Genomic DNA, 15102 nt, shown 5'->3' with positions numbered 1-15102 from the left:
TTCAAAGAAGGGGATTCTACAGCGGAATGTTGCCGTGCTTCTTACGTGGCATGGTATCAACTTTGTTTTCCAGCATCTTGAAGGCGCGAATCAGCTTCTGGCGCGTCTGCGAGGGCAGAATTACTTCGTCCACAAAGCCGCGGTGGGCGGCGCGGTAGGGCGTGGCAAACTTTTCCTGATACTCGTCTACCTTTTCCTGAAGCTTGGCTTCGGGGTTTTCGGCAGCCGCGATTTCGCGCTTGAAGATGATTTCGGCCGCGCCTTTCGCGCCCATTACGGCGATTTCGGCCGTGGGCCAGGCGTAGTTCATGTCGGCCCCAATGTGCTTGCTGTTCATCACGTCATAGGCGCCGCCGTAGGCTTTGCGGGTAATCACGGTGATGCGCGGCACGGTGGCCTCGCAGAAGGCGTAGAGCAGCTTGGCGCCGTTGGTGATGATGCCACGCCACTCCTGGTCGGTGCCGGGCAGAAAGCCGGGCACGTCTTCCAGCACCAGCAGCGGAATGTTGAACGCATCGCAGAAGCGCACGAAGCGGGCGGCCTTGGTGCTGGCATTAATGTCGAGCACGCCGGCCAGCACGGCCGGCTGGTTGCCCACAATGCCGATGCTGCGGCCCGCCAGCCGCGCAAAGCCCACCACAATATTCTCGGCAAAATTCTGATGGACTTCGAGGAAGGAATTCGCGTCGATAATACCCTCAATCACCTCGCGCATGTCGTAGGGCTGGTTGGCATTGTCGGGAATCAGCTTGTCGAGCACGGGGCGGCTTTCGTCGCCGTTAGCCTCATAAGGCTGCGCGGGGGCAGTTTCCTCGCAGTTCTGCGGCATGTAGCTCAGCAGCTGCTTGATATGCGTGATAGCCGCTACCTCGTTGGCGCACGAAAAATGCGTGACGCCGCTCTTGGCCGAGTGGGTACTGGCGCCGCCCAACTCCTCGCTGGTCACGGTTTCGTGGGTCACCGTTTTCACCACGTTGGGGCCGGTCACAAACATGTAGCTCGTGTGCTCCACCATCAGAATAAAGTCGGTAATGGCCGGCGAGTACACCGCGCCGCCCGCGCAGGGCCCCATAATGGCCGAGAGCTGCGGCACCACGCCGCTGGCCAGCGTATTCTTATAGAAGATGTCGGCGTAGCCACCGAGGCTCACCACGCCCTCCTGAATGCGCGCCCCGCCCGAGTCGTTGAGGCCAATCACGGGCGCACCATTCTTCATGGCGAGGTCCATGATTTTCACGATTTTTTCGGCGTGCGTTTCGCTCAGCGAGCCACCAAATACCGTGAAATCCTGCGAGAAAACGTACACCAGGCGGCCGTTCACGGTGCCGTAGCCCGTTATCACGCCATCGCCGAGGTAGTGCTCCTTATCCAGCCCAAAGTCCTTGGAGCGGTGCATGACGAACTTGCCGATTTCCTCGAAGGAGCCCTCGTCCATCAGCAAATCAACCCGTTCGCGGGCGGTCAGCTTGCCTTTTTTATGTTGAGCATCGATGCGGGCCTGGCCGCCGCCGAGGAGGGCTTCTTCGTTTTTGCGGGCCAGCAATTCGGTTTTGGAGAGGTGGGCGTGGGCGTGCGGGTCGGGCATGAGCAGGGGTTAGCGCGCGGGTGGGATGATTGCGCGGGAGTTGGGTCCCAAAGGTAGGTTATGGCTAGATTACGGAACTCACAAAAAGAACGTCATGCCTCGGCTGCGCTCGGCATGACGTTCTTTTACTTCAGCAGGTCTACAAATTCTTCCCCAGCAACATCATCATAAATGCGTATTGCCGCGCCGTGTCGTCAATCGACTTGAAGCGGCCCGACGCCCCGCCGTGGCCTGCCGCCATGTCGGTGTGCAGCAGCAGCAGGTTCTTGTCGGTTTTCATGGCGCGGAGCTTGGCTACCCACTTAGCCGGCTCGTAATACTGCACCTGCGAGTCGTGCAAGCCGGTGGTTACGAGGATATTGGGATAGGCCTGGCGCTTCACGTTGTCGTAGGGCGAGTACGAGAGCATGTATTTAAAATAATCCTCTTCGGCGGGGTTGCCCCACTGGTCGTACTCGCCGGTAGTGAGCGGGATGCTGGGGTCCGACATCGTCGTGACCACATCCACGAATGGCACGGCCGCGATGACGCCCTTGTAGAGGTCAGGCCGCATGTTCAGCACTGCGCCCATGAGCAGGCCGCCAGCGCTGCCGCCCATGGCAAAAAGCTTGTCGGTGGCGGTGAATTGCTGCTTGCCTTTGGCCGTTCCTGTGGTAGCAACCTGCGGCGTAGTGAGGTAGAGCGAGCAGTCGATAAAATCGGTGAAGCTGTTGATTTTGTGGAGCATGCGGCCATCCTCAAACCACTGCCGGCCCATTTCCTGGCCCCCGCGAATGTTGCACAGCGCGTACACGAAGCCCCGGTTCAGCAAGCTCAGCCGGGCGGCGCTGAAGGTGGGGTCCTGCGAGAAGCCGTAGGAGCCGTAGGCGTACTGCAGTAGCGGCGCGGTCCCGTCCAGCTTCGTGCCCTTCTTGTACACGATAGACATGGGAATGAACTTGTTATCGCGCGATTTTACGAATATGCGCTCAGTCACGTAGTCGAACTTATTGTAGTTGCCCAGCACCGGCTGCTCCTTAAGTAGTGTGCTGGCGCGCGTGCCCATGTCGTACTCAAAAATGGACGGCGGCGTGGTGAGCGAGGTATAATTGTAGCGCAGCACGGGCGTGTCCAGCTCCCGGTTCACACCAATGGTGGCGGTGTAGGCGGGCTCCTCAAACGGCAGATAATGCTCCTGCTTGTCTTTCAGGCTCACTACGCGCAGCTGGCGCAGGCCGCCCTTGCGCTCATTGAGCACCAGATACTCCTTGAATAGCTCGAAATTATCGAGAAAGATTTCGGGGTGCCGGGTCAGCGCATCGGTCCAGGTGGCTTTGCCGGTGGTGGCCACGGGCGTGGTCATCAGGCGGTAGTTGGGGGCCTGCCAGTTGGTGCGAATGTAGAACTTATCTCCCAATTGCTCAACCTGGTAGAGGTGGTCTTTCTCGCGGCGCTGAAATACCTTGGGCTGTTCGGTAGGCAAGTTGGCGTCTACGTAGCGGAATTCCGACGACAGCGAGCTGGCCAGCTCAATGCCGATGTATTTCCGCGATTTTGAGCGGTTTACGTGTACATTAAACGTGTTGTCGCGCTCCTCATACACCAGCGCATCGGCCTTGGGGTCGGTACCCAACACGTGCCGGTACACCTGATAGGGCAGCAGCGTGGTCACGTTCTTTTTGGTGTAAAAAACCGTCTTGTTATCGGCCGCCCACACTACCTCGCCGCCGGTATTGGCAATGCGCTCGGGGTAGTTTTTGCCAGTGGAGAGGTTCTTAAACCGCAGCGTGTAGAGGCGGCGGCTCACGGTATCCACCGAAAAGGCCAGCAACTGGTTGTTGTCGCTCACGGCCCAGTCGCCAATCTGGAAGTAGGTCTGGCCAGTGCCCATCTCATCCCCATTCAGCAGAATTTCCTCCGGATTGATAACGCTGCCTTTCTTGCGGCAGTACACCGGGTATTCCGACGCAAACTCGTAGCGCGAGTAATAGTAGTAGCCGTTGTCGCGGTACGGTTCCGAGGCGTCTTCCTGCTTAATGCGGTTTTTAATTTCCAGGGCCAGCTTCTTCTGGTTTCCCTTGGTACCAGCCATTTGCTGGTCGTAGTAGCTATTCTCCGCGCCCAGGTATTTGAGGACGGCCGGGTCGGTGGGCTGGTTCAGCCAGTAGTAGTTATCGGTGCGGTTAATACCGAAATCGGTAAATACCTTGGGCTTAATGGGGGCCACCGGGGCCGATTGCGCCATTGCGCCGCTGGTAAGGGCAATGCCAGCCCCAGCTAGCGCAGCACGTTGTACAAAATTCATCACAGAAAGAAAGATTAATTGAAAAAGAGGGCCCGAAAGTAACTTGTATTATTACGATATTTTACATGAAGGAGTTGTTTAGAAAGTCACAAAAGGTACTCAAGCGGTCATGCTGCGCTGCGCGCTGCATGACCGTTCGGGGACTTTCTAAACAACTCCGAATTATGCATGTGGGAGTTGTCGTATGCGAGTAGGGCCTTTCGGTCCGACCGGGGCGTACAATTATTGCTGCACGAATATTTAAAGATGTCTTGCTGAGAAATGAGTTGGCCCAAACAACTGCTGCTGGACCCAAGCCGCCGGCAGTGGCTACTACGCTGCAACTGTCGGCAACAGCCCGGCGTAAAGTTCGGCCAGAGCCAGGGTGCAACCTACGCTGGCCAGCGTCAGCTTTTCCTGTAAATCATTGGCTGGCGAGTAGTTCCAGCCGCCTGATTCCTGGCGCGTAAACAACTCCACGGTCACCGTGCGCGGGTCAATCAGCACGTATTCCTGCAGCGACTCAATACTGCGGTAGCGCATAAATTTGTCAATCCGGTCATAATCGGCAGTAGAATCGGAGAGAATTTCAATGAGCACCCTTGGGTTTAGCAGCGACGGCAGGGCCGCATCCGGGTCGTGATATTCCGGCTTGCCGCATACGATAACGACATCAGGGTATGCGTAGGCGCGGGTGATGGGAATATACACGCGGGCATCGCTGGAATACGCCCGGCAGGAAGCCGGCAGACGATTGAATAGTAAGCCACTCACTACGCGCGATAATTCATAATGCGCGGGGCTTGCCCCCGCCCGAAAAGTCGGGTCGAGCACGTTGACTATCTCCGGCGCGCCGACGGGCGTAATCCGGCCATCGGCGTACTCAAACCGGCCCTCAGCGGCGTTATCGAAGGCGAGGTACTCTTCCGGGCTGTACCAGGTTTTGGGAGGAACAACGGGTGGTTCAGGTTGCGAACGGGCAGCAGACATGAATACTATGCTAGAGGATGTGTGGTAAAAATAAGCGAAAAAAGCCGGCCCCATTACTGGAACCGGCTTCTGCTAACGGGCACAGGCTAAGGCATGTGCTACTGGCTTACTTCTTCGCGTCCGCGTCGGGCGTTTCCGGCTTGTCGGCCGGGCGCTCGTCGCTGGCGAGGTTCTGGACCTCGCCGCTCTTGGTAACGGAGAAAACCAGCTCTTCGGCACCTTCGGTGTAGTCGGCGGTGATAACATCGCCGTGTACCACCTGAGCCTTGAGGATTTCCTCGGCAATCGGGTCTTCGATGTACTTCTGGATGGCACGGTTCAGCGGACGAGCACCGTATTTCGGGTCGTAGCCTTTATCCGATACAAAATCCTTGGCCGCTTCGGTCAATTCGACACGGTAGCCCAGGGACTGCACCCGCGAGAGGAGCTTGGCCAGGCTGATATCGATGATTTTGTGGATATCCTTTTTATCCAGTGAATTGAAGACGATGACGTCATCCAAACGGTTGAGGAATTCGGGCGAGAACGTCTTCTTCAGAGCGTTGGTGATGGTGCCCTTGGTCAGCTCGTCCATGTTGTCCTGACGAGCTTTCGTGCCGAAGCCGATGCCGGCACCGAAGTCCTGCAAGTCACGCGCCCCAATGTTCGAGGTCATGATGATGATGGTGTTGCGGAAGTCCACCTTGCGGCCGAGGCCGTCGGTCAGAATACCGTCGTCCAGCACCTGCAGGAGTAGGTTATACACGTCCGGGTGGGCCTTTTCGATTTCATCGAGCAGGATAACCGAGTACGGCTTGCGGCGGATTTTTTCCGTCAGCTGGCCGCCCTCTTCGTAGCCCACGTAGCCGGGAGGCGCGCCCACCAGGCGCGATACGCTGAATTTCTCCATGTACTCCGACATATCCACGCGCACCAGCGCATCTTCTTTGTCGAAGAGGTAAGTAGCCAGCACCTTGGCCAGCTCCGTCTTACCTACGCCCGTTGGGCCGAGGAACACGAATGAGCCGATGGGCTTCTTGGGGTCCTTCAAGCCAACGCGGGTGCGCTGGATGGCTTTCACCAACTGCTTGATGGCTTTGTCTTGACCGATTACTTTGCCCTGCAGCTCCTCGTTCATATTGAGGAGCTTCTGGCTCTCGTTCTGGGCCACGCGCGAAACGGGGATGCCGGTCATCATGGCGATAACCTCGGCCACGTTCTCCTCTTTCACCGTGTAGCGCGTCTTCTTGGTTTCCTCTTCCCACGACTTTTTGGCCGTTTCGAGTTGGTCCAGAAGTTTCTTCTCGGTGTCGCGTAGCTTGGCGGCTTCCTCGTATTTCTGCGATTTCACCACGCGGTTTTTCTCGCCTTTGATGTTCTCAATCTGCTCTTCGAGCGTGAGAATATCCTCAGGCACCACAATGTTGTTGATGTGCACACGGGCGCCGGCTTCATCGAGAATGTCAATGGCCTTGTCCGGCAGGAAACGGTCGGACATGTAGCGGTCCGACAAAAGCACGCACTGCTCAATGGCCTTATCGGTGTACACCACGTGGTGGTGGTCCTGATATTTGTCCTTGATGTTGTGCAGGATTTCGATGGTTTCCTCGGGCGTGGTGGGGTCCACCATCACCATCTGGAAACGACGGGCTAAGGCACCATCTTTCTCAATGTACTGGCGGTACTCGTCCAGCGTGGTAGCGCCAATGCATTGAATCTCGCCCCGAGCCAGGGCTGGCTTGAACATGTTAGAAGCATCGAGCGAGCCCGAAGCACCGCCGGCCCCCACGATGGTGTGGAGCTCGTCAATGAACAGAATCACGTCGGGCGACTTCTCCAACTCGTTCATCACGGCCTTCATGCGCTCTTCGAACTGGCCACGGTACTTGGTGCCGGCCACCAGCGAAGCCAAATCGAGGGTCACTACGCGCTTGTTGAAAAGCACACGGCTTACCTTTTTCTGGATGATGCGCAGGGCGAGGCCTTCGGCAATGGCCGTTTTGCCCACGCCGGGCTCACCAATGAGGATGGGGTTGTTCTTTTTGCGGCGGCTCAGGATTTGGGCTACGCGCTCAATTTCCTTTTCGCGACCCACAATGGGGTCGAGCTTGTCGTCCTCGGCCATTTTGGTGAGGTCGCGGCCGAAGTTATCGAGCACCGGAGTGCGCGATTTTTCGCCGGGCTTTTTGGCTCCTGCGCCAGCGCCGGTACCGGCACCACGTCCGCCGGGACCCGACGAGCCAAAGAGTTTGTCGTTATCGTCGTCGTCCGTATCGGGCGTGCGGTTTTGCGGGGCAGCGCCGGCGTTACCATGGTAATCCAGCGAGTCGCGCACAGTTTCGTAGTTCACGTTGAATTTGCTGAGAATTTGGGAAGAAATGTTGTCTTCGTCCCGTAGGATGGACAACAGGAGGTGTTCAGTGCCAATGATTTCCGACTTGAAAATCTTGGCTTCCAGGTAGGTGATTTTCAGCACCTTCTCGGTCTGCTTGGTGAGCGGAATCGAGCCGGTGATGCTGGTGCCCTGCGTAGCAGTGTTGCGCGTAGCCTGTTCGAGCGAGAATTTTAGCTCGTCGATGCTTACGCCCAGCTTGCGCAGCAGGCCGAGGGCGGTACCTTCGGCCTCGCGAATCATGCCGAGCAGTAGGTGCTCGGTGCCGATGTAATCGTGGCCGAGACGGATGGCTTCCTCCCGGCTGAGGGAAATCACCTCCTTGACGCGGTTTGAGAATTTAGCTTCCATGCCAATAAACGTAGTGAAAAATCAAATAAGCCCCGCGTCGGGTGAGTAACACGATGTACGGGTTGGGCCGGTATGGCTTACAAACAAGCCGGTTCGGGCGAAGGTTCGGGCAATGTGCGGTAAGCTTTAACTTGCCGTGGAAAATAAGGGCGTCGATGCGTCTTACGTCGGCCGACAAGCTAAAGCTTACCGCACATTAAAAAAACTGCCGGCGGCCGGGCCCTGCGAAAACAGCAAGTCCAGCACACTCAGGTTGGGCTCAAAACCTGGGCCAAACACCTGCGGATAGGGCTGCACCAGCCCGGAGACTGCCGGAGTGTCAGGTTCGGGTGTTTTGATGGCGGCTTTGGGTGTCAGCCAGTCGCGCCGGTCGGCGATAAGCGAAGGAGTAGCAAGCGCAGCATTCTCGGAAGAAAGCTGCGCAGGGTAGTAGGCGTGGTACTCAGTGGTGAGGTGCAGGGGTAGGGTAATGCGGAAGCACTTCAGCAATAAACGCAAAAACCGCTGGTTTAAGTCGAAAAGCAACGCTGGTTTGCTTACGTAAATATCGTGCAGATAGTCGGCGTAATATTCAAAATACGGGCTGTTGCCGTAAGCGGTTTGGAGTGTGCGCCAGTGCTGGTGAATCCAGTTCTGGCGGTAGTCGATTTCGATGGCCGAAACGCTGACCTTTTCGGCCCGGTTGCCGTCGAGCACGGGCACGGTAAGGGGCTTCACTCCCTGCGCCGTGCGAATAAGGCAGCGGTTGCGGTAGGTTTGCTTGCGGTAGTGCTCGTGGGCTTCGAGGAGGATGCCATCGGCGTGCATGAGGGCCGCGAAAAGGGCGGCGGGCGGGTGGTAGTGGAGCTCGGTGAGGAATATCATGGGGCGTTCGGGCGGCGGCAGGAGGGCTTGGATAATGTAAAAGAACGTCATGCCGAGCGTAGCCGAGGCATCTCGCAGGGGGGAGAAATCCAATCGATTGAGTTACTACTGCCCGCGAGATGCCTCGGCTACGCTCGGCATGACGTTCTATTTGCTGACGTTGCTTTTACTCGTCGCCGCTTTGGCCTTTGCTCCGTTCAGCATCCAAAAAATAAGCACCCTTAACTACCAGGTGCGTAGTATCGGCCAGCTTATCCAGCGGGCGCACGGCTACCTGGCCCTGGTCGGTGGCGCCGGGCCGGAGGCTGAAGCGGCGGAACGTGCTGCCCTTGGCATCAGATTTTACCTGGTAATAAGCGTAGCTGACTTCGCCGCCGGGCACGAGGGCATCTTCGGGCAGGGTGCGCTGGGGCGTGCGGCCGGTGATGATGCGGGCACTGACGTATTGGCCGGGCAGCAGGGTGGCGGCGGCGGCGGCATCGGGGCCGGTGTCGTGCAGGTGGGCGTGCACGCTCACCGTGTGGCCACCGTCGTCGAAGGCTTTGCCCACGAGGAAGACGGTGGCGGGCAGGGGCCGGGTTCCCGCGCCCTGGGCCGGCACGGTGAAGAGAATGTCCTGGTTCACTTTCACTTTGGCGATATCGCGCTCAAAAACTTTCAGCTCAAGGTGCAAATCGGAGCGGTCGACCAACTCAATCAGCACATCCTGTGGGTTGACGAACTGGCCGGGGTTCACCAGTACGGCCTTCACGTAGCCGCCAATGGGCGCGATGAGCGGCACGCTAGGCCGGATGTTGCCCGGGGTGATGCGCCCCGGGTTCAGACCAATGAGGCGGAGCTGGGCGGCAAGGCTGCCAGCGGCGGCCTGCTCGGTGCGCAGCTCGGAAGCCGCCTGCTGCAGCTTGCGCCGCGCGCCCACGTCTTCGTCGTTGAGGATTTGCTGGCGGCTGGTTTCCTGTTGGAGAAATACGATGCGGGCCTGGCTCTGGAGGTAGTCCTGCTGTAGCTTGAGGTAGTCGGGGCTGCGCAGGGTGGCGAGCACGCTGCCGCGCTTCACAAACTGGCCGGGCAGCACTGGCAACTGCTGCACGTAGCCGCCCATAATGGCCGTGACGGATACGCGGTGGCTGGGCGGCACGTCAATCTGGCCCGTGGCCTGCACCTCGGTGCCGAGGTCGCGCCGGGTGAAGGTGCCGAGCTCGATGCCGGCCGCCTGCATCTGGATTTTGCTGAGGAAAACTTCGTTGGGGGCCCGGGAGGGGGGGGGGGCGGGCTTGTCGGCAGCTTCGTCGGCTTTGCTGCCGCAGGCGGCGAGGAAGGGGAGGAGGGCGGCGTAGGGGAGGAATTTCATGGGAGGGGTTTCTCTATGAGTTTATCGGAACAGTCATGCTGAGCGCAGCCGAAGCATCGCGCTCGCATCGTTGCCATAATCTTGATTGCTGCTGCACGCGAGATGCTTCGGCTGCGCTCAGCATGACGTTCTTTTTGTCTGTCAACTAAATCAAGGCGCATCAGTCCCGGCCAGGGCCTGAATGTTGGCCACCAGCTCATTATATTGGCGCAGCTGCTCGAAATAGGCCTCCTGAATCTGCCAGGCGGGCTGGGTGTTCACCACGTATTCCACGTACTCGATATCGCCGGCGCGGAAGCTCTTTTCGGCCGTGTCGAGGATAAGGCGGGCTTGTGGCAGCCCGTAGTTCTCGTAATAAAGCAGCGAGGCCTGGGCGCGGGCCAGCTGCTGGCGTAGGGTGCTGAGCTGGGTGCTGAATTGCGTGTTGGCATAAGCCAGCTGCACCTGAGCGGCTTCCTCGCCGATTTTGGCGGCGGCGATGCGGGCACGCTGGGCACCGCCCAGCAGCGGCACCGCAATGCCGGCCTGAGCTACGCTGAAGCTCCGCTCTTTATTAATGGTCTGGTTGAAGTAGCCGGCGCGCAGGTCGGGCAGGCGGCGGAGCTTTTCGAGGTGGCTTTGCTGCTGGCTGAGGGTGAGCTGCTGCTGATAAAGGGCCAGCGTGGGGTTGACGGCGGGCGTGAGAGAGGCCGTGTCGGCGGCCAGCAGCACGGCGCGGGGGCTGGCGGTGGTGTCGATGCTGGCCAGATTGGGCTGGCCCAGCAGCAGGGCCAGCTGGCGGCGCTGCACCAGCAGCTCGGAGCGCAGGGTGGCGAGGCGGTTTTGCAGCTCGCGGGCGCGGGCCTCGGCCGACACCTGCGCCAGCCGGTTGGTTTCGCCCACCTGGTAGCGGATGCGGGCGGCGCGGGCGGCGCGTTGGTACAGGCTGTCCTGCCGGCGCAGCAGGGCCGCGAGGCGGTAGGTCACCAGCAGGTTATAGTAGCCCGAGCGGATGCTGCGGCTCAGCTCCCGGCGCTGGGCGCGGGCACGGATGGTGCCGACCTCGGCCGTGGTTTGCAGCACCTGGCGCTGGGCTCCGTAAATGGTAGGGAAAGCCGACTGCTGCAGCACGTTGAAGCTATGGTCGTTGAGCGGGCCCGAAATCTGGCCGAACTGGTAGTCGAACACCAGGCGGGGCAGGTCGTAACCGGTGCGGGTCAGCGCCGCCTGCTGCTGGGCCTGTAGGTTGGTCGACTGCACCAGCGGGTTCTGCGCCAGGCCGGTATTCAGCGCTTGCGAGATGCTGAGCGGCGCATCGGTCGGCGCTTTTTGGGCGCGGGCAGTAGCGGGCAGCAGGGCGGCCAGGGCTACCAGCAGCAAGACCACTGCCGAAACACCTGTTGCTCCTGCCGTGCCAGCATCTTTGGAATCAGGGTTAGCTGGTTTTGAGGCTTCGGCTTTTTTCTTTTCCAGTTCTGCTTTTTCTTCGGCCACGCGCTCAGCTTCGGTTTTGGGTTGGTTGGCCGGCTTCGATCTGCCTTCCGGCGAATCCGACTTTTCATCAGTTGCAGCGGCGGGCTCGCCGCCGGTTTCTTCTTTGATTTTTGCCTCCTCCGCTTCTTCAGCGGCTACTTCGGGGCTGGGCTCCTCGTCTTTCATAAAAAAGGTGTAGAGCACCGGCAGCACTACCAGTGTGAGCAACGTGGCTGTAATCAGCCCGCCGATAACTACGGTGGCCAATGGCTTTTGCACTTCCGCGCCGGCCGAGCCGGACAGTGCCATGGGCAGGAAGCCCAGCGAGGCTACCGCCGCCGTGAGCAGCACCGGCCGGAACCGCTCCTCAGTGGCGCGCAGCACCCGCTCGCGTACTTTGTGCACGCCGGCCGTGGCCAGCTCGTTGAGGCTGGCTACCAGTACGATGCCGTTCAAAACAGCTACGCCAAACAGGGCGATAAAGCCCACGCCGGCCGAGATACTGAACGGCATTCCCCGAATGCCCAGCGCCAGCACGCCGCCAATGGCCGCCAGCGGAATACCCGTAAAAATCAGCAACGCCTCCTTCACCGAGCGGAAAGCCAGGAATAGGAGCATGAAAATCAGGACTAGTGACACCGGCACGGCCACGGCCAGGCGGGCCTTGGCGTGGTTCAGGTTCTCAAACTGGCCCCCGTACACAATGCTGTAGCCGGCGGGCAGGCGCAGGCCACTTTTCAGCTTGCCCTGGATGTCCTGCACCAAGCTCTGCACGTCGCGGCCTCGCACGTTCACGCCGATGTTGACGCGGCGGCGGGCGTCGTCGCGGGAGATTTGGGCCGGGGCTGGTTTCAGGGCCACGGTAGCCACGGCGCTGAGGGGAATCTGGCTGCCGCCGGGCAGCGACACCAGGAGTTGGTTGAGGTCGTCGGGGCCGCGGCGGTGCAGCGAATCGAGGCGCAGCACGAGGTCGAAGCGGCGCTCGCCTTCGTATACCTGGCCGGTGGTCTGGCCCGCAAAAGCAGTTTGCAGCAGCGTGTTCAGGTCCCGCACGCGCAGGCCGTACTGGGCCAGCTTGGCGCGGTCGTAGGTCACGCGCAGCTGGGGCAGGCCGATGATTTGCTCCACTTTAATGTCGCCCACTCCTTGCAGCGGGGCAATGAGCGCGGCAGCCTCGTCGGCCTTGGCTTTCAGGATGTCGAGGTCGTCGCCGTAAATCTTTACCGACACGTCCGACTTCACGCCCGAAATCAACTCGTTGAATCGCATCTGAATGGGCTGCTGAAACTCCAGGCTCACGCCCGGCACGCCGGCCAGGGCGGCCTGCATCTTGTTGGCCAGCTCCTCACGGGTGCTGGCGCTGGTCCAGTCGGCGTGGTCTTTCAGGATAATCATCTGGTCGGAGTCTTCCAGCGACATGGGGTCGGTAGGGATTTCCGAGGTACCGATTTTGCCCACAATCTGAATGACTTCCGGGAATTTGCTCTTCAGAATGCGCTGAATCCGGCTTGTGAGCAGGATGCTTTCTTCCAGAGATGAGCCCGGGGCCAGCGTCACGTTCATCGCAAAATCGCCCTCGTCGAGCTGCGGAATAAACTCACCGCCCAACCGCGAAAAAACGAAGCCGCCCAGCATCAGCAGCCCCAGGGCCACGCCCACCACCAGCCAGCGCACCCCCAGCGCCGCCCGAATAATGGGGTCGTACAGCTTGTGCAGAAAGCCCACAATGCGGTCGGCCAGGTTGGGTTTTTCGCTGATATTCTTCTTCAGGGCCCAGGCCGTGACGGCCGGCACGTAGGTCAGGCACATAATCATGGCGCCCAGAATGGCGAAGCTCACAGTGAGCGCCATGGGGCGGAACATCTTGCCCTCCACGCCCGTGAGCGAGAGGATGGGCAGGTACACAATCAGGATGATGAGCTGGCCAAACAGGGCCGAGCGCATGAGCCTGTTGGTCACGCCCTCGGTGATGTCGTCCATGGTTTCGTGGGCGGCTTTGAGGCGCTCGTGCAACAGGTGAGCAATGACGGCTTCCACGATAATCACGGCCCCGTCCACGATGAGACCAAAGTCCAAGGCCCCCAGGCTCATTAAATTAGCCGATACGCCGAAGGTCCGCATCATGCCCAGCGCGAAGAGCATACAGAGCGGAATCATGCCCGCCACCACCAGCCCGGCCCGCAGGTTGCCGAGCAGCAGCAGCAGCACCAGCACCACAATCACGCCGCCCTCAATCAGGTTCTTCACCACGGTGTGAATGGCCTTGTCCACCAGCTTGGTGCGGTCGAGGAAGGGCTCTATTTCGAGGCCTTTGGGCATTGATTGCTGAATTTCAGCCACCCGTGCCTTCACGTTTTTAATGGTCACTTCGGAGCTGGCGCCTTTCAGCATGAGCACCACGCCACCCACGGTTTCGCCCAGGCCGTCGCGGTCCATGGCCCCGTAGCGCACGGCGTGGCCGAAGCGCACGGCCGCTACGTCGCGCACCAGCAGCGGCGCGCTCCCTTTACCAGCAGTAGCCACGGGCTTCACCACAATGTTGCCGATGTCCTGCAACGACGTGGCCCGCCCCTCGCCCCGAATGAAAAACGCCCGGGGGCCGCGCTCCAGGTAGCTGCCGCCGGCGTTGCCATTGTTGGCCTGCAGGGCTTCGTAGAGTTCGGCCATGCTCACCCCCGCTCCGGCCAGGCGGGCCGGGTCCACGCTCACCTCGTACTGCCGCACGTAGCCGCCGAAGCTGCTCACGTCCACCACGCCGTTCACGCCGGCCAGGCGGCGCTTAACCAGCCAGTCCTGCACCTCGCGCAGCTGGGCCAGGCCATACTGTTTCTCGTAGCCTTTTTTAACTTTGATGGTGTACTGATAAATCTCGCCCAGGCCGGTGGTGATGGGGGCCATGCCCGGCGAGCCAATGCCCTGCCCGAGGTCGGCCTCGGCCACTTTGAGCTTCTCGGCTACCAGCTGCCGGGTGTGGTAGGTGTCCACGTCTTCCTCAAACACCACGGTAATCACCGACAGCCCGAAGCGGGAAATAGACCGGATTTCCGTGACGCCCGGGATGGTGCGCAGCTGTAGTTCGAGCGGCACGGTGATGAGCTGCTCCACTTCCTGCGCCGCTAGCGCGGGGCTTTGCGTGATAACCTGGACTTGGTTGTTGGTAACATCCGGAATGGCATCGAGCGGCAGGCTGGCCGCCGAAAACACGCCCCAGGCTACCAGCCCAGTCAGCATGAGGGCCACCAGCAGCTTATTACGAATGCTGAAATTAACAATTGCCGAAATCATGCGATACGGTGTAAGGTCGCGTCGTCCAGACGCAGCCAGTGGCCGGCCCGGAAGGCGCTAAAAATCCAATAAGAGAGGGGAGGGGACCGAAATTCGGAGCCGGAGCCGATTTAGGCACGGGCACACTGCGTCCGGGGGCGCGGCTGGGCTAGGCTCGGGGCGGCTGGCCCAGCAAGCTGCCGAAAGTGAAGGCGTAGCGCGGCGCGGCTGCAGCGCGATAGGCCGGCGCAACGGCCGTTTCGGGCCGGGTCGCAAATACCAGCCGGATAACGGGAGCTACCACAAAACTGAGCGTGACGCAGCCGTGGTGGCAGCGCAGGGGCAGATTGTGGTGGTCCTGCTGGTGGCGCGGCGAGAGCGTACAGCCGGCATAATGCTTGGTGCCCGCGCCGTAATGCTCGGCAATGAACTGGCCGAAATTCAGCCCGCCGCCCGCCGCCGAGTGGTGGTATTGGTAATGCTCGACCAGCTGCGGCAGCTTGGCCAGCTCGCCCAAATCATTCTCGGGCACGAAGCTGCCCAGCAGCATCAGTATTCCCAGAAAGAAGGCAAGTGGTGCGCGCATATCGGGGGAGAAACGGCCGGGCCGG

General features: G+C 60.1%; 8 protein-coding genes. All 8 read right to left on the bottom strand.

Annotation, left to right across the window (positions count from 1 at the left end):
- Window positions 1-16 precede the first annotated feature (16 nt).
- Window positions 17-1585: an acyl-CoA carboxylase subunit beta gene (locus KQ661_RS18335; RefSeq protein WP_216689777.1), complete on the bottom strand. Its 1569-nt coding sequence runs from the start codon at window positions 1583-1585 to the stop codon at window positions 17-19.
- A gap of 139 nt (window positions 1586-1724) precedes the next feature.
- Window positions 1725-3869 (bottom strand): S9 family peptidase, encoded by a 2145-nt coding sequence (locus tag KQ661_RS18330; RefSeq protein WP_235727013.1) that lies wholly within the window; start codon window positions 3867-3869, stop codon window positions 1725-1727.
- 312 nt (window positions 3870-4181) lie between these two features.
- Complete coding sequence (locus tag KQ661_RS18325) at window positions 4182-4838, bottom strand: Uma2 family endonuclease (protein ID WP_216689775.1); 657 nt, start codon at window positions 4836-4838, stop codon at window positions 4182-4184.
- Window positions 4839-4944: 106 nt separating this feature from the next.
- Window positions 4945-7560 carry an ATP-dependent Clp protease ATP-binding subunit gene (locus KQ661_RS18320; protein WP_216689773.1) on the bottom strand — a complete coding sequence of 872 codons (2616 nt, stop codon included), beginning with the start codon at window positions 7558-7560 and terminating at the stop codon, window positions 4945-4947.
- 186 nt (window positions 7561-7746) lie between these two features.
- The gene (locus tag KQ661_RS18315) at window positions 7747-8517 is read right to left on the bottom strand and encodes a WbqC family protein (protein ID WP_235727012.1); all 771 of its coding nucleotides are present in this window, start codon (window positions 8515-8517) and stop codon (window positions 7747-7749) included.
- 73 nt (window positions 8518-8590) lie between these two features.
- Entirely contained in the window at window positions 8591-9775 is a 1185-nt protein-coding gene (locus KQ661_RS18310; protein WP_216726650.1) for an efflux RND transporter periplasmic adaptor subunit, read from the bottom strand.
- A gap of 150 nt (window positions 9776-9925) precedes the next feature.
- Window positions 9926-14512, bottom strand: coding sequence for a CusA/CzcA family heavy metal efflux RND transporter (locus tag KQ661_RS18305; RefSeq protein WP_216727690.1), 4587 nt, complete (start codon window positions 14510-14512; stop codon window positions 9926-9928).
- A 148-nt stretch (window positions 14513-14660) separates the two neighbouring features.
- Window positions 14661-15077 (bottom strand): hypothetical protein, encoded by a 417-nt coding sequence (locus tag KQ661_RS18300; RefSeq protein WP_216727689.1) that lies wholly within the window; start codon window positions 15075-15077, stop codon window positions 14661-14663.
- Window positions 15078-15102 lie beyond the last annotated feature (25 nt).

It is taken from the genome of Hymenobacter siberiensis (assembly GCF_018967845.1).
Taxonomy (GTDB): domain Bacteria; phylum Bacteroidota; class Bacteroidia; order Cytophagales; family Hymenobacteraceae; genus Hymenobacter; species Hymenobacter siberiensis.
Note: the sequence above shows the minus strand (reverse complement) of the source record. Positions and strands in the feature narration are given on the sequence as shown.